The sequence below is a fragment of the Vibrio ishigakensis genome, assembly GCF_024347675.1.
Taxonomy (GTDB): Bacteria; Pseudomonadota; Gammaproteobacteria; order Enterobacterales; family Vibrionaceae; genus Vibrio; species Vibrio ishigakensis.
In genome coordinates this window covers 287,422-308,774 of sequence record NZ_AP024881.1, presented here as the reverse complement: position 1 = coordinate 308,774, position 21,353 = coordinate 287,422, and the positions used below count along the sequence as shown (strand labels likewise).

The window sequence follows — 21,353 nt, the reverse complement described above, 5'->3', positions numbered from 1 at the left end:
CATAAGGGTAGTAGTTACAAGGATTTGGACATAAAAAAAGCACTGTAAATTTGATCTACAGTGCTTTTGTAACTGAATGTAATCTTTTGGCTTAGAAACCAGTAGCTTCTTCCGATGCAACCTCGCCACAAATCGCCATCAATTGGTCACGCATCCAGGTGTGAGCGCCATCTTTTTGGATAGACTCGTGCCAGGTCAGATATGCCTTCACTTGCTTCTCTGCTTTCGGATAAGGAATGGTTTGGATGCCTAGGCTGTCTGGGAAGTACTTAGTGATCCAGCTTGGTACCGCACAGATAAGCTCAGACTGAGCCGCTACTGCAATAAGGTTACCTAGGGTTGCACCTTGATAGGCGGTCTCACAATCGAGATTCTTATAGATAAGCTCGTTAAAGCTCACCATGCCGTTTACGCGAGATAGACGAGCGTGCTTTTCATTTTGGAACTGCTCTAGATTCATCGAGCTTACACCGCCAAGACGAGGATGATTTTTCGAACACACTACTACTAACTCATCAGAGAAGATCTCTGTGCTTACAAAGCCTTCTTTTTCGAACTTCGCGTAGTCGATAACAAAATCGATATCCTGATATTTAAGCTTCTCTTCTAATGTATTGCCCGCTAGAGAGTCTAGCTTAAGGGTAACATTCGGAGCTTGTGCCGCAACATCACGCATTAGACGAGGGGCAAAACGCACATCATTTGGTGTGCAGATAGCCACTGAGAAGTTGCGAGTCGAAGTCACAGGATCAAAGCTTGCGCCTGGTAGTTCATTCTTAATTAGCTGCAGCGCCTGACGCACTGGGCCAAATAGTTGGCGTGCACGCAACGTTGGCGCAATACCGCGACCTTGACGCATGAAAAGTTCGTCTTGGAACATTACCTTTAATCGTGCCACTGCGTTACTCACCGCTGGCTGCGACATATTTAGATTCTGTGCCGCACGGGTAATGTTTTGCTCTTGCATTACTGCATCAAAAACCGTCAATAGGTTTAGATCCACACCACGCAAGTTACTCTCTTGACGAACTCCTTTTGTCACTGTGTTTTGGGTATTGCTAGTCAACATATCGTTTGTCTCTTTCAAATAAGTTCACCGAACTGGATTTATGCGAGTACATACATATCTGTAAGTACTCATTTATCTTTCAGTCATCAACTGGATGAATAATCAACGACGGCTACTATCTGGCAAAAACATTCACCGTGCCAAACGATTTGACAAAGAATCAGTACATTTTAGCACCACTTTATAAAACCCCTTTTAGATCAAGGCTTTGATATAAGTGTAAAAACATATAAATTAGCTTTTAGTAGACTTTTTGATGCAAAAATGAAAATCAGCGTTCCATTTAAGTAACGAAAGAGACAAAAAAACCGACGATTGTCAGCGTCGGTTCTGCATATTTAACGAGAGCTATAACTCTATTTTATCAATCCATCAGGTGGGTGCAGTGGCTAGGAAAATCGACCTGTTTCCATAAAGCATCGCTCAACTTCTGTTGTTGATCCCACTCTCCTTCCACTACCCACTGTGAGATCGCAGAGGCGACATCAGGATAAGAGATAGGATCCGGCTTGTCCTCTTCGAGCCAGCTTCGCACTATGCTGGGTTCAAGTTCTAGCATTGCCTTACCCAGGCCAAGATAGTCGATAGTAGCAACATTGCTCTGCTGCTCAAACTGACCTTCCAATGGCTTCAACAATAATTTCTTACCTAGACTCAACGCCTCAGAGGGCAACTCAAATCCGCCGTTGGCGATCACCCCTTGGCAGGCAAACAGGTCTCTTTGAAATTCATCCACAGAGAGAGGACGAAACTGAATATTCTGATAGTCATCTGCATTTCGCACATCCGGGTGATAGCAACGGAATTGGTACTCACCGAAGCGCTGCAGTAATTCACTGACCTGTTTGAGATCTTCAAAAGGCAGGTACACCAGGATAAAGTCTTGTTCACTCACCTCCATAGGCGCATTTATGTGCACTATAGGTGGCAATATAGGTTGGTCGAAATGATACCAATGCAGTCCTAGATGAAAATCGGCCGGTGCGAAGTGATGGATAATGGTCTTATCCATCAAACCAAAGCCTTTCTTTGGTACATGATAGCGGAATGCATTCTGGTGACTGATACCGATACATGGCACATCTTGCTTTCGGGCAGCCCAAGCGGTAACAGGTTCGAAGTCATTCAGCACTAGATCGTATTCCTTGACGTTTACTGTGCTGATATCCTGAAACAGCTCTACCAAATTATTGCTAGTCGCGGTCTTGATGTAGTCCACCTTGCCCTTGCTGGAGTTGAAGGTCAGCCCAGAGAAGGTGCGGTAATCATCAAACACATCCATAGAAAAGTACTTCTGTTTCTCTCTACCAGAGAATACAAAATCAACGTCAATGCCCTCGGTACGTTTTAGCGCTTTTGCCATCGCCCTCGCGCGAGCAATATGACCGTTTCCCGTCCCTTGGACGCCATATAGAATCTTCAATTTAAACTCCTACAATCCACATTGCGGTCAAGGTCGCTGAAACGCCCAGAATCACACCCGCTACGATATCGCTAAAGAAATGCACCCCAAGCAGGATACGAGACAGGGCTATCATGGCGGCCCAAGGCACAGCAATCAGAGCCAAGCTAGGAAAGAACACGCAGATCAAGGTCGCCATTATGGTTGCAGCTGCAGTGTGTCCAGAAGGCATGCTGTATTTGTCCGACGGCTCAATAAAGTTACAGATTTGCGTTGAGAGGTCATGAGGGCGGCGGCGACGGAAGCTATTCTTCGCTATCCAATAGATAGGCAGTTCAATGGCAAAGGCTATCAAGCCACAGATGAGTAGCAGTTTGCCAAGCACCGGATCGGCAATCCAAGCCATCAAGGCAATTACAGGGTATAGGTGCCCATCGCCAGAGTGAGAAACTGCGCGGCTAAATTGCCCAACCTGATTGGCATATCTATGCCCAACACACAGATGTGAGAACGCTAGGTCAAACCTGACTATGGGGTTGATGCGCGTAATTTGTTGCGTTTGTAGGTCAAAGCTGCTCATGGCACCTCCCTGTCCTTTTGCGATGAATTACTAAGCAAGTTAATCATCGCAAGTGACAGAGAGGTGACGTTTTCCGATCAGCTAGATTACAGTTTTAAAAAGTTTTGGTTTCTATGTTTGTTTAGCTAGGCACTCAAATCCTCGTGCTTCACTACCTTGCCAAAATCCGCGAGGATGGCGTAGGCACACGGCACCATAAACAGCACCAAGATAGTGGATGCGAAGATACCGAATACAATAGAGATAACCAGAGGTTGGATAACCTGTGCCTGAAGGCTAGTCTCCAGCAATAGTGGTAATAGGCCTGCGGCGGTAGTCATAGAGGTAATGAACACGGCGCGGAAGCGCTCACGGCTCGCCTTGACCACTGAGTCGTGCACACTATCCCCTTCATCCACATGATGGCGGATATACTGCACCAAGAGTATGGAGTCGTTAACCACGATACCCGCAAGGGACACAAAGCCCATCATACTCGGCATACTCATATTGTGTCCGAGTAGGAAATGCCCCCAAATAACCCCGATAAACGCCAGCGGAATAGCAAGCATTACCACGAAGGGTTCTAGGTAACTACGGAATTGATAGCTCAAAATGGCGAACACCCCAAACAAGCCTACTAAGAAGCCCTTACCCATAGAGGCGCCAGTCTTCGCAGAGTCCTTTGACTCACCTTCAAAATCAAAGCGCAATCCCGGATATTTACTCTTAAGCTCAGGCAGTTCCCGCTTCATAAAGGTATTGAGGATTTCTCCTGAACTTGCTTTTGAGTTATCAACATCGGCAAACACACTCACCGTACGCAGACCATTAACTCGCTCGATACGCACATAGTTACGCTGGAAATCAAAGGTCGCGATGCTGGCTAGAGGGATCTGTGCGCCATCATTGGTGATGATAGGGAAATTAGCCAAGCGCTCGATATCACCTGCAACCTCTTTATCGAGGCGCACCTCTATCTTGATGTTCTCTACGCCTACCTGAATCTCATCAGCAGTTTGACCATAAAAGGCAGCACGGAGCTGATTGGCAATCATCTGCCCGTTCACACCATAGGTTTCAGCGCCGGGACGAAGCTTAACTAACACCTCTTCCTTACCCATACGCATATCATCCAATACACCGTGTACGCCGTCGAACTCATTCAGGTAAGACTGAATCTCAATGGAAGCGGCTTTTAGCTCACGCAGATCATCGTGTTGTACTCGGATCTCAATGGCTCGGCCGCCTGGGCCCATGGTTGGCTGTTTGAACACCATAGAAATAGGCGTAGCTAACTCACCCACATCCTCACGCCAAGCATCAACAAAATCATCGATAAGGGTATTTCGAATCTCCGCGCCAAGAAGGTCTAACCGCACTGTGGCTAGGTGCGGACCAGATTCGTTGGCATCAGCATTGGTATTGAAACTGGCGGTAATGTGCTGCACCAAAGGCTCACCGCCTTCCATCTCCTGAGACCATTTTTTGTCTAGCTTTTCTGCTGACGCAATAAGCTTATCCACTACTGCTTCCGTTTGGCTCAATGATGCGCCCGGAGGCAAAATGATACGAGCCTCGGCAATATCACCATCTAGCTCTGGAAAAGGCACAAACTTAAGATGCCCACCGGCTAATAGAGAGATAGAGATGAGCAAGGTGGCAATCACTCCGCCCATAAATAGGTAGCGATACTCAACCGCTTTATCGACTGCGTTTACTAGCGTGGTATTTCTAAAGTGCTCAAACTTCTCAAGGAATACTCGCTTGAATTTAAGGTCCGGACGCTCTTTTTTCTTTGCATGCAAAGAATGCGCAAGGTGGTGAGGCAGGATAAGGAAGGCCTCTACTAGGCTCAAAGAGAGCACCAGTATCAATACCTGAGGCACAGCCTTAAGCACCGCGCCCATTTCACCGTCGAGGAACAGCAAACTACCAAAGATACAGATCGTGGTTAGAAAGGAGGACAATACGCCTGGAAAGACCTTTCGTACCCCGTTATAAATGGCATCGTCTATACTCTGCCCCCTATCAAGGTGAGAGGCGATGGACTCGGCGATTACTATGGCATCGTCCATCATGATACCTATCGCCATAAGAAGCCCCACTAGCGACATGATATTGATGGATATCCCTAAATTAGCCATCAAGAAGATGCCACCAAGGAAGGCTACTGGAAGCCCCGCCGCCACCCAGAATGAGTAGCGCAAACTAAAGAACAGCCACATGGTCAAAAACACTAGTACGATACCCTGCCAGCCGTTCTTCACCATCATGGTCAAGCGGTCCCACAGTACAGAGGATAGGTCATTAGTTGTTTCGATTGTGACGCCATCTGGGGCAATATGGCGCTGATCATCAACGAACTTAACTACCTGCTCTTTAATACGCAGGGCATCATCTTCTTTATTCTTGCTCACTTTTAGAATGGCCGAAGGCTTGCCATCAAACAGCACCTTTTGCTCATCCAACTCAAAGCGGTCGGTAATGGTCGCAACATCACGAAGGCGGATAAGTGAGCCATTGGGGCCTGAGCCCACCACTATGCTCTCAAGCTGCGTCGGAGTTATGCGCCTTTCATCGAATCTAATCAGGAAGTTTTTATCTGGTGTCTCAACGTTCCCGCTCGGCAGTTTTACGTTCTGTCTGCCTATCTGCGCGGCAATATCACTCACACTCAGGCCCAGCTGACGCATGATTTGTGTATCGAGCTCAACGCGATATTGATGGTCGGAAAAGCCGGACACCTGAACCAGAGACACGCCGTAGTCGAGCTTTAGAATCCGCTTTAGCTTCTCTGCATAGGCCTTAAGTTCAGGCCAACTAGTATCAGCAGTAATCGCGATATCGATAACCGGCTCATTCCAATCCAGCTCTTGAACCACAGGAGATTCAATCTGATCTGGAAAGTCGTTGATGGCATTTATTTGGGTTTGAACGTCCACCAACATACGACCAATATCGGCACTCTCATCCAACTTCAAGGTCAGACGTGCACTACCCTCAATTGCCTCACACTTGGTCTCTTCGATATTCGAGAGGCCATCGACGGCATCCTCCATTCGCACACACAGGCTCTCTTCCACTTCCATAGGAGAAGCACCCGGATAGACAATGGTGGCCATGATGTAGGGCGGAGAAAACTCAGGAAAGGTCTCTCGCTTGATGGTGCCAAGGGTCAACGCACCCACCAAGAGCAGCAGAAACATCAATAGGTTGGCTGCGGTTGGGTGTCTCGCAAAAAAACGAATCACGCTTCGTCCTCCTGCTTATGCTCTTCCAACTTAAGAGCCATACCAGGGATTGCAGGCAAGAGATCGTTTAAGATCAATTTGTCCCCTTGCTGGATCTCTCCCTCAATTACTACCTGTTGGTCACGACGATACTGAACCTTGACTGGCAAAATCACTAGTTTCTTATCTTTGAACAGATAGATCTTGTCGCCGTGCAGTGCTCTTTCAGGCACCACCCAACTTGCTGATGGCGCGCCTTCAATCTCAGCTCTCACTAGCATGCCACTCACAAGCGGTGGACCTGATTCAGCACTTAATTGACTGTAGTCTTGAGTGATCTCGAGGATAACCCCTGCTGTCGCTTGGCTAGGGTCAATGGAGTCTGAGATTCGAGCAACCTTAGCAGGCCAAGTAGCTTCAAAACTGCCACTAGACAGCTTCACTTCTGCTTTTAGCTTGCCGATACTTGGCAAAGGAGAGCCCACATCATCACGACTATCTGCGGAGATACTGCCGATCAGCTTCTGCACATCATGAATAGAAAGCTGTGCTTCCACCTCCATCACATCCAGGCCCTGTGCCATGATCATCTCTTGTTGCTGATTGACTACCTGATTAAGCTCAATGCCAACATCGGAGATCCTCAGATCTCGTGGCAACACGACAGAGGTTTTCTCTAACTGGCGCTCCGCTTCTTGAACCTTAGAGCGGTTTACCTCAACCAGCGCTTCAGCTACTCGTTTTTCATCTGGGTATAAGGCTAGTTGGTTCTCTATATCCTGAACGACTTTTTGCTGAGCAAGATAAGACTGCTGTTGGGTGTCCACGTCAGACTGAGAAGCCACCTTCTTGTTTCGTAGGTCTTGTTTACGCTGCAGTTCTTTTTGTGACAGAACTAGGCGGTTTCGCTCTATCTTGACCGTGTTTTGGCGATTTTTATGCTCAAGTGCCAGTTTCTTTAATTGGGTTTCACTGCTGTTGAGGTCCGCTTTGGCTTGAGTGAGCTTAAGCTCGTAATCTAAGGGATCGATGCGAATCACCTCGGTACCTGCAGGCATGATACGACCGCGCTCTAGATTTGGGTGACGATACACTACTTTACCCGACACCTCGGCGATCGCCTTCCACTCAAACTTAGGTGCAACCTTGCCAAAGCCTATGGCCTCGGGAGCAATTTCCACAGGCTCTAATTCCATCACCTCAACAACGCGAGAGCGATCTCCGGCAGGTTTTGTCGCAACCTCAGGTCGAGTCTCCATCATGATGATAAGTACGATCACCCCCACCGCTAAGGCAGGAAAAAACAACAGCTTTTTATTAATCTTCATTGGTCAAACTCGTTTTATCAGCGGGTTGCTGCAGGATGCCATTAAACATGACATCGATGTTGTGAGCGAAAAGCTCATTTAAGAACTCTGGGTTAATATCGATTCCATGCTTCTCGAGAAGGGCGTTCGGGGCGATAAATGGAAACAGCATTAGGCTCAAGATATTCAGCTTACATTTCTGTGGATCAAGCCCATCTCGTACAATGCCCTTACTATTGTCGAACAGTCGCTCGTTGACGTTCCCTACCATCTGCTCGAACATCTTATCGGTTAACCTTCTTTGTACCTCAGACGGTGGCATACCAAGCACTCGAAATAATAGGCGTGGAAACGCTAAGTCTTGACTCATCACCTCAAAATGAACCTTTAGCATTCCAACCAAGGTGCTGGAGTCTGAACTGGGATACTTAGTGCGGGCATGGGTCAGTATTGGAGCCATCACGTGCATTATCATTGCCTCAAACAGTCCCTCTTTACTGCCGAAGTAATAACGAATCATGGCAGGATTTACCCCAGCCTTTTCCGCAAGCATACGTGTAGATACTTTTTCATAGGGCATGCTAGTGAACAGATGTTGTGCCTGTTCCAATAGCGCATCCCTAGTCTTGGTTTCAGAGGTCGGACGTCCTGCTTTTCTCACCCTATTCACCCCATTAATTAATCATTTGATTAATTATAGCGATAAATTAACCACCTGATTAACAAACAAAATTAATCAAAAACCCAAGATTTGGATAATTTTGTTATCCCAACGTAGATATGACCTATATTTCTGCAATTTTAAATTTGCGCAAATTTATTCCACTTTATGCTTGACGCTCATGCCGGAAGTGCGGTACTAATTTGTTAACTTCGTTGATGGAATGTTTTTTAATATGAAATTTGGTGTATTCACTTCTCTACTGCTCCTCCTGATCGTGACTTAATCGCGCGGGTAGCTAGTGGGCGAAAAACGCCACCATCAACAAACAAACCCGCAAAGAGAATGCGGGTTTTTTTGTATTTAAATCAAACAACGGAATAAGGAAGCCAACATGAGTGATCAGGTGATAATCTTTGACACTACATTACGTGACGGTGAGCAAGCACTGTCAGCGAGTCTAACGGTCAAAGAGAAACTGCAAATCGCATATGCCCTTGAGCGCTTGGGCGTTGATGTTATCGAAGCTGGCTTCCCTATCTCTTCTCCGGGTGATTTCGAGTCAGTTCAAACCATCGCAAAAAACATCAAAAACTCTCGCATCTGTGCCCTATCTCGCGCCGTTGCCAAAGACATTGATGCCGCAGCCGAAGCCTTGAAGGTTGCTGACCAATTCCGAATCCACACTTTTATCTCTACCTCTACTATTCACGTCCAAGACAAACTTCGCCGCAGTTACGATGATGTTATCGAAATGGGTGTGAACGCCGTTAAACATGCGCGCAAATACACTGATGATGTCGAGTTCTCATGCGAAGATGCAGGTCGTACTCCAATCGATAACCTTTGTCGTATGGTAGAAGCGGCTATCGATGCCGGTGCCAACACCATCAACATCCCAGATACCGTTGGCTACACAGTACCAAACGAGTTCGGTGGCATTATCCAAACCCTTTTCAATCGCGTTCCTAACATCGACAAAGCCATCATCTCCGTGCACTGTCACGACGACCTAGGTATGTCGGTTGCTAACTCTATTGCAGCAGTTCAAGCGGGTGCTCGTCAGATTGAAGGTACCATCAATGGTATCGGTGAGCGTGCAGGTAACTGCTCACTAGAAGAAGTGGCGATGATCATCAAGACACGTGAAAGTCTACTCAACGTGTCGACCAACATTAAGCACGATGAAATCCACCGCACCAGTAAGCTAGTTAGCCAATTGTGTAACATGCCTATTCAGAGCAACAAGGCGATTGTTGGCGCAAACGCATTCAGCCACTCTTCAGGTATCCACCAAGATGGCATGCTTAAGAATAAGAACACCTATGAGATCATGACTCCAGAGTCTATCGGTCTTAAGAACCAAGCCCTTAACCTAACCAGCCGTTCTGGTCGTGCTGCGGTTAAGAGCCATATGGATAGTATGGGTTACCGTGAAGAAGAGTACGATCTAGATACTCTATATGCTGACTTCTTGAAGCTAGCTGACCGTAAAGGCCAGGTATTTGATTACGACCTAGAAGCATTGATGCACTTTGCTAACCTTCGCGACGAAGACGACTTCTTCAAGTTGAACTATCTAAGCGTGCAATCTGGTAGCGTAATGGCAACAACCAGCATTAAGCTTCAGTGTGGTGATGAAGAGAAGAGCGAAGCAGCTGTGGGTAACGGTCCTGTTGATGCCCTTTACCAATGCATCTATCGTGTTACCGGTTATGACATCGTACTAGACAAGTTCGACCTTACCGCAAAAGGCGAAGGTGAAGATGGTCTAGGTCAGGCAGACATCATCGCCAATTATAAGGGTCGCAAGTACCACGGTACCGGCGTTTCTACTGATATCGTTGAGGCATCAGGCCAAGCGCTGCTTCACGTAATCAATAGCATCCATCGCGCTGATCAGATCGAAGAGATCAAACAGAACAAACTTACTGAAACCGTTTAAATTTTATTCCCCTCGCAAGAGGGGAAATTTCTTATTTTATTTTTGAAGGAAGCCCATTTCATGGCAGATAAATCTTACAAAATTGCAGTCTTACCTGGTGACGGCATTGGCCCAGAAGTAATGCAACAAGCACACAAGGTATTGGACGCAATTGAGCAGAAGCACGCAATCAAGTTCGAGCGCAACGAGTTCGATGTAGGCGGTATCGCTATCGACAACCACGGTTGCCCACTTCCAGAAGCTACCCTTAAAGGCTGTGAAGAATCTAATGCCATCCTATTTGGCTCTGTAGGTGGTCCCAAGTGGGAAAACCTACCACCAAACGAACAACCTGAGCGTGGCGCACTACTGCCTCTACGTAAGCACTTCCAACTGTTCTGTAACCTGCGTCCAGCACAGATCCACAAAGGTCTAGAGAGCTTCTCTCCACTGCGTGCAGACATCTCAGACCGCGGTTTTGATATCGTGGTAGTGCGAGAGCTAACTGGTGGTATCTACTTCGGTCAACCAAAAGGTCGTGAAGGCGAAGGGGCGAACGAAAAAGCGTTCGACACTGAGGTTTATCACCGCTATGAGATTGAGCGCATCGCTCGCATCGCATTTGAATCAGCGCGTCTACGTAACAAGAACGTTTACTCTATCGACAAAGCAAACGTACTGCAGAGCTCTATCCTATGGCGTGAAGTGGTAGAAGAAGTAGCGAAGGACTTCCCTGACGTAATTCTAAACCACATGTACATAGATAACGCGACCATGCAACTTATCAAGGATCCATCTCAGTTCGACATCATGCTTTGCTCGAACATCTTTGGTGACATCCTATCTGATGAATGTGCAATGATTACTGGCTCTATGGGCATGCTTCCTTCTGCAAGTCTAAACGAGAGCAACTTCGGTCTTTACGAGCCAGCGGGCGGTAGTGCACCAGACATCGCAGGCAAGAACATCGCAAACCCTGTTGCTCAAATCCTATCTGCAGCACTAATGCTTCGTTATAGCCTAGGTGAAGAGCAAGCAGCTAAAGACATTGAAGCGGCAGTAAGTAAAGCACTTGCGGCAGGTGAGCTAACTGCAGACCTAGCAGGTGAAAACACAGTTCTAACTACATCAGAAATGGGTGACAAGATCGCTCAGTACATCTTAGGCGCGTAAGGAATCAATCATGGCTAAAACCTTATATGAAAAAATCTATGACGCGCACGTTGTAGTAGCAGCAGAGGGTGAAAACCCTATCCTGTACATCGACCGTCACCTAGTACACGAAGTAACTTCTCCGCAGGCGTTCGACGGCCTGCGTGAAAAAGGCCGCCGTGTTCGTCAAACAGGCAAGACATTCGCGACTATGGATCACAACGTATCCACCACCACCAAGGACATTAATGCCTCCGGTGAGATGGCCCGTATCCAAATGGAAACCCTGTCTAAAAACTGTGGTGAGTTTGGTGTTCGCCTGTATGACCTAAACCACAAGTATCAAGGCATCGTACACGTAATGGGTCCTGAACTAGGTATCACCCTACCGGGTCAAACTATCGTATGCGGTGACTCACACACAGCTACCCACGGTGCATTCGGCTCACTAGCCTTTGGTATCGGTACTTCAGAGGTTGAGCACGTACTAGCGACTCAAACCCTGAAGCAAGCGCGCGCTAAAACCATGAAGATCGAGGTTAAAGGTAAAGTTGCTCCTGGCATTACTGCGAAAGATATCGTGCTAGCTATCATCGGCAAGACCACGGCCGCTGGCGGTACAGGTTATGTAGTTGAGTTTTGTGGTGAGGCAATTACTGACCTTACTATGGAAGGCCGCATGACGGTATGTAACATGGCTATCGAGTTAGGCGCCAAAGCTGGCCTAATCGCACCAGATCAGACTACTTTCGATTATATCCAAGGTCGTAAGTTTGCACCGCAAGGTGAAGACTGGAATGAAGCGGTTGAGTACTGGTCATCACTGAAAACTGATGAAGATGCTGAATTTGATGCAGTAGTAACACTAGATGCTGCGGACATCAAACCTCAGGTTACTTGGGGTACCAACCCAGGTCAGGTTATCTCTGTTGATACGCCTATCCCAGCACCAGAAAGCTTTGCAGACCCTGTAGAGAAAGCATCGGCTGAAAAAGCACTGGCCTACATGGGTCTAGAAGCAGGTACCTCTTTACAAGATTACAAGGTCGACAAAGTATTCGTTGGCTCTTGCACGAACTCACGTATTGAAGATATGCGCGCCGCTGCTGAGATAGCGAAAGGGCGTAAGGTAGCCGAGCATGTACAGGCACTAATCGTACCTGGCTCAGAGCAAGTTAAAGCACAAGCGGAATCTGAAGGTCTGGATAAGATCTTTGTAGAGGCTGGTTTTGAATGGCGTCTTCCTGGCTGCTCTATGTGCCTAGCGATGAACAACGACCGCTTGGGGCCAAAGGAGCGTTGTGCTTCTACCAGTAACCGTAACTTTGAGGGCCGTCAGGGCCGTGAAGGTCGCACCCACTTGGTAAGCCCGGCTATGGCAGCAGCTGCTGCAATCGCAGGCCACTTTGTCGATATTCGTGAATTTGAGCAGTAAGAGGAAATAAAAATGTCAGGTTTTAAACAACATACCGGTTTGGTCGTTCCTCTTGATGCAGCGAACGTAGATACAGATGCCATCATCCCGAAACAGTTCCTACAAAAGGTAACTCGTGTAGGTTTTGGTAAACACCTGTTCCATGACTGGCGCTTCCTAGATGATGCGGGTGAGCAAGCGAATCCAGAGTTTGTAATGAACGCACCACGATACCAAGGCGCAAGCATCCTACTTGCTCGTGAAAACTTTGGCTGTGGCTCGTCTCGAGAGCACGCTCCATGGGCTCTAGCGGATTACGGTATTAAGGTGATGATTGCACCTAGCTTTGCCGATATCTTCTACGGTAACTCTATCAACAACCAGATGGTGCCAGTGCGTCTGACTGAACAAGAAGTGGATGAGATTTTCACTTTTGTTGAAGCTAATGAAGGTGCTGAGGTGACTGTTGATCTAGAAGCTATGTTGGTTACTGCAAATGGTAAGCAATACTCATTTGAAATCGATGAGTTCCGTCGTCACTGCCTGCTTAATGGTTTGGACAACATTGGTCTAACTCTGCAGCACGCAGACAAGATTGCCGAGTACGAGCAGAAGATTCCAGCGTTTATGCGTTAATTCACCAAAAGGTGAAATAAAGTCGATACTAAAAAGGTCGTGTGCTTCATACGGCCTTTTTTAATGGAAGAAAATTGTTATGCGAACGACTTTGCGCTCTCTGTGGCTACTGTTAGCCACCCTAGTATCTTTCTCTGCTCTAGCTGCTCCAAAAGCTGAGCTGTGGTCATTTTGGGATAAACATGGAAGCAGTACAGGTATCAGCCATCAAGCGTGGCAGGATATTTTGGATAAATATCTAGTCACTGAAGGTGAGTACACACTATTTCGTTACGGCCAGGTAAGTCAGCAGGATAAGACAAAGCTGCAGAACTATCTCAAGGCTTTGTCAGGTGTGGATCCACGCACCTATACCAAACCTGAGCAATATGCTTATTGGGTAAACCTGTATAACGCCCTAACCGTAGACCTCATCATTAAAGAGTACCCGGTAAAATCCATCACCAAGTTGGGTGGATTATTTAGCTTTGGACCTTGGGACCAAGAGTTGATAACTGTGCAAGGAAAAGAGCTAACCCTCAACGACATCGAGCACAAAATTCTGAGACCGATTTGGAACGATCCAAGAACCCATTATGCAGTGAATTGCGCTAGCCTAGGGTGTCCGAACCTGCAAACTCAAGCCTTTACTGCAGACAATACAGAAGCGCTTCTTGAACAGGCTGCGAATACCTTCATCAACAGCAATAAAGGCGCAAACCTTAAGGGCAATAGCCTAGAGCTCTCATCAATCTATGACTGGTTTGCGGTGGATTTTGGCGGAGAAAAGCGAGTACTTGCTCACCTTGCCAAATATCGCCCTGAGCTGGCTGATTTTTCGGGCAAGGTGCGCTTTGAATATGACTGGAATTTAAATCAGGCTAAAAACTAGAACCTGGCTGAGTGAGAAAGTCTTTCTCCTCAGCAGTGCTATCTCTTCCCAACACTGAATTGCGATGAGGATAGCGTCCGAAACGCTTGATGATAGCGGTGTGTTTATCGTGAAACTCTAGATTAGAGGTCAGGCCCGCATGCTCAAACAGGATTCGCCCCTGTTCATGCACTAGCAAGGACTCGCTATGCATATAGGGCATATACAAAAAGCTCTTTTGCTCAGAAGTGAGATTGTTGTCCTCGCCTAGTTGTACAGCCTGCTGTGCCAGAGCCAACGCCAATGCGTCGGCAGCAAAAGCCTTGGCACTGTCTCGGTATAGGTTTCTTGAGAATTGATCGAGCACGATGATCTCGGCTAAGCGACCCTCTGGCATTTCTCGCCAAGAATAAAGTTCACACTGCACAGCACTTTGATGTAACTTACCAAAGCGCTGTCTAATCTGCTCATCTAAATCTAGATTCTTCGCAAACCAGTCTTTTACTTCTAACTCATTAAACCAAAAATCTAATACGTCCTTGTATTGCATATTCTACCTACTTAAAGCCACGCTCTTTTTTCACTAAGTCATAAGCGCTTTGGATCTCTTGCGCTTTCTCTTTAGCTACCTCAAGCATTTCAGGAGGAAGACCTTTGGCTGATAGCTTGTCTGGGTGATGTTCATTCATTAGCTTGCGATAAGCTCGCTTGATCTGCTTGGAATCAGCTTCCGATTCCACACCTAGTATGTCATAAGCTGCCGCAAGCTGGTCTTGAGATGGAGCTTGTTGAAAACCTCCACCTTGCTGATGGCCTTGGTAACCGCCGCTTTGCTGGAAGCGATACGCTGCTTCTTGCATGCGCAGACGTCTTTCCAGTTGCGCAGCATTAAAACCAAGTTCTTCAGCGATGACATGCAAAACATCACGTTCATTCGGGTGAATACTGCCATCGGCAAATGCAGCTGAGATTTGAAGTTCAAGGAAAAACTGCAGTAAGTCGTGTCGACCACCGGCCGCACCCTTTACTCGTTTAAGCACAGAGCGAAGTGGGAAAGATGACGATTTACCTTCTCTAAACGCCTCTTGTGCGACGCGTCTTTGCTCGGGAGAAAGGTTCATGCGCTGCATCATGATGGTTGCCAGCTGAATCTCGCTCTCTGTTACTTGGCCTTTGGCCTTTGCAACGTGACCCATTACTGAGAATGCGGCCTCAAAAAACTCTGCTTTCTGCGCTGGATTGACGTTATTTTGAAAGCCGCCAAATCCGCCACGATAACCCGCTTGTCTTGCTTTTGCGCGGTCGAAGCTATGACCTATAATTAGGCCAAATAACAAGCCTAATGGTCCACCGAAAAGAAGCCCAAAAAAGGCGCCTAAAATTTTACCAAAAACAAACATGTTCTCTCTCAATCTACTAATTTTTAAAGAGTAATGCGCTCTCTTTAGTGCCTGTCGTTCCAAATTCTATTATCATTAGGAACATTCTGCCGAGAATACGGTCAACTACAGTCTACGGACTTATTTACCATCAAGGAAGTTTCCACCCGATGTCAACTTTTCCCCGCACCTTGCTCGCTATATCTGTATCAACCGCCCTTGTGGCTGCGAGCGCTCAAGCTGAAACAAGTGCGCAGGAAAATCCAGTTGAAGAACAAGGCGTTCAGGTAGAATCACCGGACGCGTCCATCAATGATGCGGCAAATACCTCTTCAACACAAATTTCCGATGAAGCCTCAGAAGAGGATGCAGAACCCGCGGCCGAGTTGCAGGCAATCTTGTCTGCAGCCGAAGACCAAACCTTTGATTTAACAGCTCAATGTCTCGCTCCTGATGACGCTGAGCCAAACTCGTTACCAACCAATGTCGAAGCCGACTCTCTAGACGGCATCAATGGCCAAGAAGCCACATATAGAGGTAATGTTCAGGTTACACAAGGCACCAAACGCCTAAATGCAGACACGGTCACCTTGTATCAACAAGAAAATGTGATCGTTGCTGAAGGTAATGTGGAAATGGCCAATGGCCAGATCAAGTCTGTCTCAGACAAGGCCACCACTAACCTAGATTCAGATGTCACTACTCTAGAGATGGCCAACTACCAATTGCTATGCCAGAACGGCCGTGGTGATGCGAAAGTGATTCGCGTTGAGGGCAAGGCATACTATGAGCTTGAGGATGGTACCATTACCTCATGCCCAGAAGACGACAACTCTTGGCGCCTAGTTTCTTCTTCCATCGAAATCGATAACGAGAAAGAAGAAGCTACCCTGTATAACCCAAGGTTCGAGATACAGAAGGTACCTGTATTCTATCTACCTTGGTTGACAGTACCCATTGGTGATAACCGTAAAACGGGTTTCCTATATCCCACTGTTTCCTATGGTACTAGTGATGGTTTCGAATTAGAGATTCCATTTTATTGGAACTTGGCTCCAAACTATGACTTGGAAACCACAGCAAAATACATGAGTGAACGAGGTACCCAACTCGACGGTAAATTTCGCTACCTTAGTCAATTTGGTCGAGGTGAAGTCCAAGGGCAGTACCTAGCCGATGATCAAAAATATCCCGAGTTAGGCGATCGTTGGGGGGTTGGTTACAAACACTATGGTGTGTTTGATAAAAACTGGAAACTAGAGGTCGACTACGCAAAGGTTAGTGATATCTACTATTTCAGAGACATATCATCCAGTATAGGTGAGCGTGAAGACGGACAACTCCTACAACAAGGTAAAATTTCTTGGCGAAACAACAATTGGGATACCAGTCTATTGGTTCGTGATTTCCAATTGTTGTCTACAACACAAGATTTGCCATATCAGATGATGCCTCAGCTTCGAGCAAATTATTATCTGCCGCAAGTAACTGACTACCTAGATTTTGATGTCATCAGCCACATTACACAGTTTAAGACTGATGATGAGCGTGGCGAAAAGCCAGACTCCGCGACTCGTGTACATATCGAACCTGGTATCAAGATTCCTCTGACAACCACATGGGGTGGATGGGAAACAGAAGGTCGATTGCTGGCTACCTATTACAATCAAGATATCTCCAGTATGAACCCAGGCAGTGTGGGTGACCTAGAAGAAAACGTAACTCGTGTTATTCCAGAGTTCCGCACTGCTGGTACACTTTATCTAGAGCGTGATACTACTGTTTTTGGTGGCTATACCCAGACTCTAGAGCCCAGAGTTCAGTACTTGTATGTGCCAGAAGAAGACCAGTCAAACATCTTTAACTATGACACTACCTTGCTACAGCAAGATTACTATGGGTTGTTCCGTACTCGTAAGTTCAGTGGTGTAGATAAAGTTGTTGCAGCTAACCAGGTGAGTTATGGTGCGACCACCCGATTCTATGATTCAAACTACAGGGAACGAATGAACCTGTCTTTTGGTCAAATCTATTATATTGAGGATGGCAGTGATAGCAGTTCGGGGCAGGACGACTCCAACTACTCGGCTTGGGCAATCGAAACAGATTTTAATTTCAATGATTACCTCTTCTATCATGGTGGTATTCAATACGATATCAGTGATGAAGAAATCCAGCTCGCCAACAGCACTCTAGAGTATCGCCAAGGTGCTGGGTATATACAGACCAACTATCGCTATGTATCTCGCCAATACATAGAAGACTCCGTTGATGGAATAAACATCAATAATGTTACCAACGATGGTATATCCCAGGTTGGTTTACTAGGCGGTTACCGTCTGAGTCGAAATTGGAACTTTAGCGCCCAGTATTTCCATGATGTAACGGAGAACATCATGTTAGAAGCTTTAGCTCGTGTGAGATATACATCAGACTGTTGGTATGTCGGTATTACCTACACAGACCAACTTCGTTCGTGGCCTGGTGGTGTAGGCACTCCTAATCCAGGCCCGGAATACGAGGAAAATATTAGCTTTAACATAGGTATTATCGGCTTCGGCACAAACTTTGGTACCGACACGGGTGACGGCGGCAATGCTCTAGGGTACGGTCGACCTTTCTATCTGAATAATTAAACCTCTTAATAAAGAAGTATTGGAAACAAAATGAAGATGTTTAAACAACTTCTCGCTCTGACATTAATAACGCTGATCTCGACATTGGCAACTGCAGCTCCAGTAGAGCTAGACAAGGTTGTTGTGATCGTAAATGACGGTGTGATCCTGCAGAGTGATATCGATGCAGCAATGAAGACCGTTAAAGCGGGCGCTGTAGAAAAAGATCAAAAACTGCCAGCAGATGATGTTCTGCATGATCAGGTTATCGAAAAACTGATCGTAGATGAGCTTCAAGCTCAAGAAGCGAAGCGTATCGGTGTACGAATCGATGACAATCGCCTAGATGATGCAATTCAATCTATCGCAGAAAACAACAAACAGACTCAAGAGCAGTTGCTAGAGAGTGTTCGTGCGCAAGGCATGACCTACGCTGAATTCCGCGAACAAATCCGCAAAGAGGTAGCAATCTCAGAGGCTCGAAACGCACTAGTGCGTCGACGTATCAACATTCTGCCTGCTGAGGTAGAGACTATGGCAGGTATGCTCGCGAAAGAGACCAATAAATCTGTGAACTATCGCGTTGGTCATATTCAATTGCGATTCAACGACGAACAAAGCAAAACCGAAGTACAAGAACAAGCTGAGGAACTGGTTAAGCGCCTAAACGACGGTGAGAAATTCTCTGACTTGGCAATCGAATACTCAAAAGGTCCTAAGGCCCTTGAAGGTGGTGACTGGGGATGGATGCGCAAAGAAGAGATGCCAACTATCTTTGCTGACCAAATTACCACTCAAGGTAAAGATGCCATCATAGGCCCTTTCCGCAGCGGTATTGGCTTCCACATCCTTAAGATTGAAGATGTTCAAGGCCTAGAGACTGTTGCAGTTACTGAAGTAAACGCTCGTCATATTCTAATCAAGACCTCTGTGATTCTAAGTGATGAAGGTGCCAAGCGAGAGCTAGATGGTATCAAGCGTCGTATCCAATCTGGCGAAGTTTCATTTGCGGATATGGCTCAACAATACAGTGCTGACCCAGGTTCAGCAGCTCGTGGTGGTGAGCTAGGCTACCAAACTCCAGACCTTTATGTTCCTGAATTCAAACACATGGTTGAAACCCTTCCACAAGGCCAAATCAGTGAACCATTTGAAACCGTTCATGGCTGGCACATTGTAGAGGTGATGGATCGTCGCGAGGTTGACCGTACAGACAGTGCGATGAAGAACAAGGCTTACCGCATTCTGTTCAATCGTAAGTTCAATGAAGAAGCGAGTGCTTGGCTACAAGAGCTGCGAGCTAGCGCATTCGTTGAAATGGTACAACCAGAAGATGAAGACCTAGAAGAGGTCAACAATGACGTGTAAGCGAATAGTCATCACTGCCGGAGAGCCTGCTGGTGTTGGACCTGACTTGGTGTTAGCACTTGCTAACTCCGAGTCTAACCACCAGCTAGTGGTATGCGCTGATAAACAGATGCTAGCCGATCGCGCCAAGCACCTCGGTATTGATGTCGTTCTAATCGACTACGATGCAGACGCTCAGGCTCAACCACACACCAAAGGCACTTTGATCGTTGACCACATTCCAATGGCAGCACCTGCTGTCATTGGTGAGCTTAATGAGGCGAATGGCCACTATGTTCTAAAAACCTTAGAAAGAGCGGCTCAAGGTTGCCTTAGTGATGAGTTTGGCGCTATAGTCACCGGCCCTGTGCATAAAGGGGTGATAAACCGAGCAGGTGTTGCCTTTAGTGGCCATACTGAGTTCTTTGCAGAGCAGTCAAATACGCCACTGGTGGTAATGATGCTTGCAACTGAGGGCTTGCGTGTAGCGCTAGTGACTACTCACATACCTCTAGCCTATGTATCTAAAGCAGTAACCGAAGAGCGCCTAACCAGCATCATGCATATTCTGCATCAGGATATGGTGAGTAAGTTTGCCCTGACAAATCCTAAGATTTATGTGTGTGGCTTAAACCCACACGCCGGTGAAGATGGCTGTTTAGGCACTGAAGAGATAGACACCATTGAGCCAACCTTAGACAAACTGCGAACTAAGGGTATGGACATTGTCGGCCCTCTACCTGCTGATACTATCTTCAATCAGAAATATCTTGAAGATGCCGACGTTGTGTTGGGTATGTACCATGATCAGGTGCTACCGGTGCTAAAATACAAAGGCTTCGGCAATTCAGTAAATATCACCCTAGGTTTGCCATTTATTCGTACCTCAGTGGACCATGGGACGGCATTAGATTTAGCGGGAACCGGTCAAGTGGATCCAGGAAGCTTCCAGACTGCACTTTCCCATGCGATAGAATTAGTTGAGAAAAAACAATGAGAAATGATGTCCATCTAGGGCACAAAGCGCGTAAACGTTTTGGTCAGAACTTCCTAAACGATCCTTATATCATTGATGGTATCGTTTCATCGATCAATCCAAAGCCAGGTCAAAACCTTGTAGAGATCGGCCCTGGCCTTGGCGCTATTACCGAGCCTGTAGGTAAAGAAGTCGACAAGTTTACCGTTATCGAACTTGACCGTGACCTAGCAGAGCGTCTTCGTACTCATCCAGATCTCGCTGACAAGCTAACCATCCATGAAGGCGATGCTATGCGCTTCGACTTTCAGCAACTGGTTAAGCCAAACAACAAGCTGCGTATCTTTGGTAACCTGCCTTATAACATCTCGACACCATTGATGTTCCACCTGTTCGAGTTCCATGCAGACATTCAAGACATGCACTTTATGCTTCAGAAAGAAGTGGTAAATCGTCTTGCAGCAGGTCCAGGCACTAAGGCCTATGGCCGCCTAACCATCATGGCGCAGTACTATTGTAAGGTTGTACCTGTACTGGAAGTGCCACCAACAGCATTCGTTCCGCCACCTAAGGTTGACTCTGCTGTAGTTCGTCTGGTTCCTTACGAGACGCTACCTTACCCTGCTAAAGACCTTAAATGGCTAGACAGAGTATGTCGTGATGGCTTCAACCAGAGACGTAAAACAGTACGTAACTGCTTCAAATCACTCGTTTCAGCAGAAGTACTAGAAGAGCTAGGTATTTCACCTTCGATGCGCCCAGAGAATCTAACTCTTGAGCAATTTGTAGACCTAGCAAACTGGCTGGCTGACAAACACAGCTAAACCAG

17 protein-coding genes are annotated in these 21,353 nt (G+C 46.7%); 9 read left to right on the top strand and 8 right to left on the bottom strand.

The genetic code is table 11. The annotated features are described in order from the left end of the window. Positions 1-91 precede the first annotated feature (91 nt). The 6 genes from leuO to Pcarn_RS01500 all read right to left on the bottom strand — a co-directional run bounded on the left by leuO (position 92) and on the right by Pcarn_RS01500 (position 8,231). Positions 92-1,069 (bottom strand): transcriptional regulator LeuO, encoded by a 978-nt coding sequence (gene leuO / locus Pcarn_RS01525; RefSeq protein WP_261834649.1) that lies wholly within the window; start codon positions 1,067-1,069, stop codon positions 92-94. Between the two features lie 364 nt (positions 1,070-1,433). Next, complete coding sequence (locus Pcarn_RS01520) at positions 1,434-2,492, bottom strand: MJ1255/VC2487 family glycosyltransferase (protein ID WP_261834648.1); 1,059 nt, start codon at positions 2,490-2,492, stop codon at positions 1,434-1,436. A 1-nt stretch (position 2,493) separates the two neighbouring features. Beyond that, a complete protein-coding gene (locus Pcarn_RS01515) occupies positions 2,494-3,051 on the bottom strand; it encodes a phosphatase PAP2 family protein (RefSeq protein WP_261834647.1) in 558 nt (185 codons plus the stop codon). Between the two features lie 125 nt (positions 3,052-3,176). Further along, positions 3,177-6,284, bottom strand: coding sequence for an efflux RND transporter permease subunit (locus Pcarn_RS01510; protein WP_261834646.1), 3,108 nt, complete (start codon positions 6,282-6,284; stop codon positions 3,177-3,179). Then, positions 6,281-7,591, bottom strand: a complete 1,311-nt coding sequence (locus Pcarn_RS01505; protein ID WP_261834645.1) for an efflux RND transporter periplasmic adaptor subunit — start codon at positions 7,589-7,591, stop codon at positions 6,281-6,283. Before Pcarn_RS01505 ends, Pcarn_RS01510 begins: the two co-directional genes overlap by 4 nt. Beyond that, positions 7,581-8,231 carry a TetR/AcrR family transcriptional regulator gene (locus Pcarn_RS01500; RefSeq protein WP_261834644.1) on the bottom strand — a complete coding sequence of 217 codons (651 nt, stop codon included), beginning with the start codon at positions 8,229-8,231 and terminating at the stop codon, positions 7,581-7,583. Before Pcarn_RS01500 ends, Pcarn_RS01505 begins: the two co-directional genes overlap by 11 nt. 394 nt (positions 8,232-8,625) lie before the next feature. On the opposite strand from Pcarn_RS01500, the gene leuA reads away from it, so the two are divergent. The 5 genes from leuA (at position 8,626) to Pcarn_RS01475 (ending at position 14,228) form a co-directional block, all read left to right on the top strand. After that, positions 8,626-10,176: a 2-isopropylmalate synthase gene (gene leuA, locus Pcarn_RS01495; protein ID WP_261834643.1), complete on the top strand. Its 1,551-nt coding sequence runs from the start codon at positions 8,626-8,628 to the stop codon at positions 10,174-10,176. Positions 10,177-10,236: 60 nt separating this feature from the next. After that, complete coding sequence (leuB, locus tag Pcarn_RS01490) at positions 10,237-11,328, top strand: 3-isopropylmalate dehydrogenase (RefSeq protein WP_261834642.1); 1,092 nt, start codon at positions 10,237-10,239, stop codon at positions 11,326-11,328. Positions 11,329-11,338: 10 nt separating this feature from the next. Beyond that, entirely contained in the window at positions 11,339-12,742 is a 1,404-nt protein-coding gene (leuC, locus tag Pcarn_RS01485; RefSeq protein WP_261834641.1) for a 3-isopropylmalate dehydratase large subunit, read from the top strand. Positions 12,743-12,754: 12 nt separating this feature from the next. Further along, positions 12,755-13,357, top strand: coding sequence for a 3-isopropylmalate dehydratase small subunit (leuD, locus tag Pcarn_RS01480; protein WP_261834640.1), 603 nt, complete (start codon positions 12,755-12,757; stop codon positions 13,355-13,357). A gap of 91 nt (positions 13,358-13,448) precedes the next feature. Further along, a complete protein-coding gene (locus Pcarn_RS01475) occupies positions 13,449-14,228 on the top strand; it encodes a DUF547 domain-containing protein (RefSeq protein ID WP_261835623.1) in 780 nt (259 codons plus the stop codon). On the opposite strand, the gene Pcarn_RS01470 is transcribed toward Pcarn_RS01475, so the two are convergent. Together Pcarn_RS01470 and djlA are read right to left on the bottom strand one after the other, a co-directional pair. After that, on the bottom strand, positions 14,218-14,757 hold the full coding sequence (locus Pcarn_RS01470) for a DUF924 family protein (RefSeq protein ID WP_261834639.1): 540 nt from the start codon (positions 14,755-14,757) through the stop codon (positions 14,218-14,220). The genes Pcarn_RS01475 and Pcarn_RS01470 overlap by 11 nt on opposite strands. A gap of 7 nt (positions 14,758-14,764) precedes the next feature. Continuing rightward, positions 14,765-15,607, bottom strand: a complete 843-nt coding sequence (gene djlA / locus Pcarn_RS01465) for a co-chaperone DjlA (protein ID WP_261834638.1) — start codon at positions 15,605-15,607, stop codon at positions 14,765-14,767. Positions 15,608-15,756: 149 nt separating this feature from the next. On the opposite strand from djlA, the gene lptD reads away from it, so the two are divergent. The 4 genes from lptD to rsmA are packed head-to-tail and all read left to right on the top strand — an operon-like array spanning position 15,757 to position 21,348. Continuing rightward, the gene (gene lptD, locus Pcarn_RS01460; RefSeq protein ID WP_261834637.1) at positions 15,757-18,222 is read left to right on the top strand and encodes an LPS assembly protein LptD; all 2,466 of its coding nucleotides are present in this window, start codon (positions 15,757-15,759) and stop codon (positions 18,220-18,222) included. A 30-nt stretch (positions 18,223-18,252) separates the two neighbouring features. After that, positions 18,253-19,569 carry a peptidylprolyl isomerase SurA gene (gene surA, locus Pcarn_RS01455; RefSeq protein WP_261834636.1) on the top strand — a complete coding sequence of 439 codons (1,317 nt, stop codon included), beginning with the start codon at positions 18,253-18,255 and terminating at the stop codon, positions 19,567-19,569. After that, positions 19,559-20,545 (top strand): 4-hydroxythreonine-4-phosphate dehydrogenase PdxA, encoded by a 987-nt coding sequence (gene pdxA / locus Pcarn_RS01450; protein ID WP_261834635.1) that lies wholly within the window; start codon positions 19,559-19,561, stop codon positions 20,543-20,545. Before surA ends, pdxA begins: the two co-directional genes overlap by 11 nt. Then, positions 20,542-21,348, top strand: coding sequence for a 16S rRNA (adenine(1518)-N(6)/adenine(1519)-N(6))-dimethyltransferase RsmA (rsmA, locus tag Pcarn_RS01445; protein WP_261834634.1), 807 nt, complete (start codon positions 20,542-20,544; stop codon positions 21,346-21,348). Before pdxA ends, rsmA begins: the two co-directional genes overlap by 4 nt. The last annotated feature ends 5 nt before the right edge of the window (positions 21,349-21,353 follow it).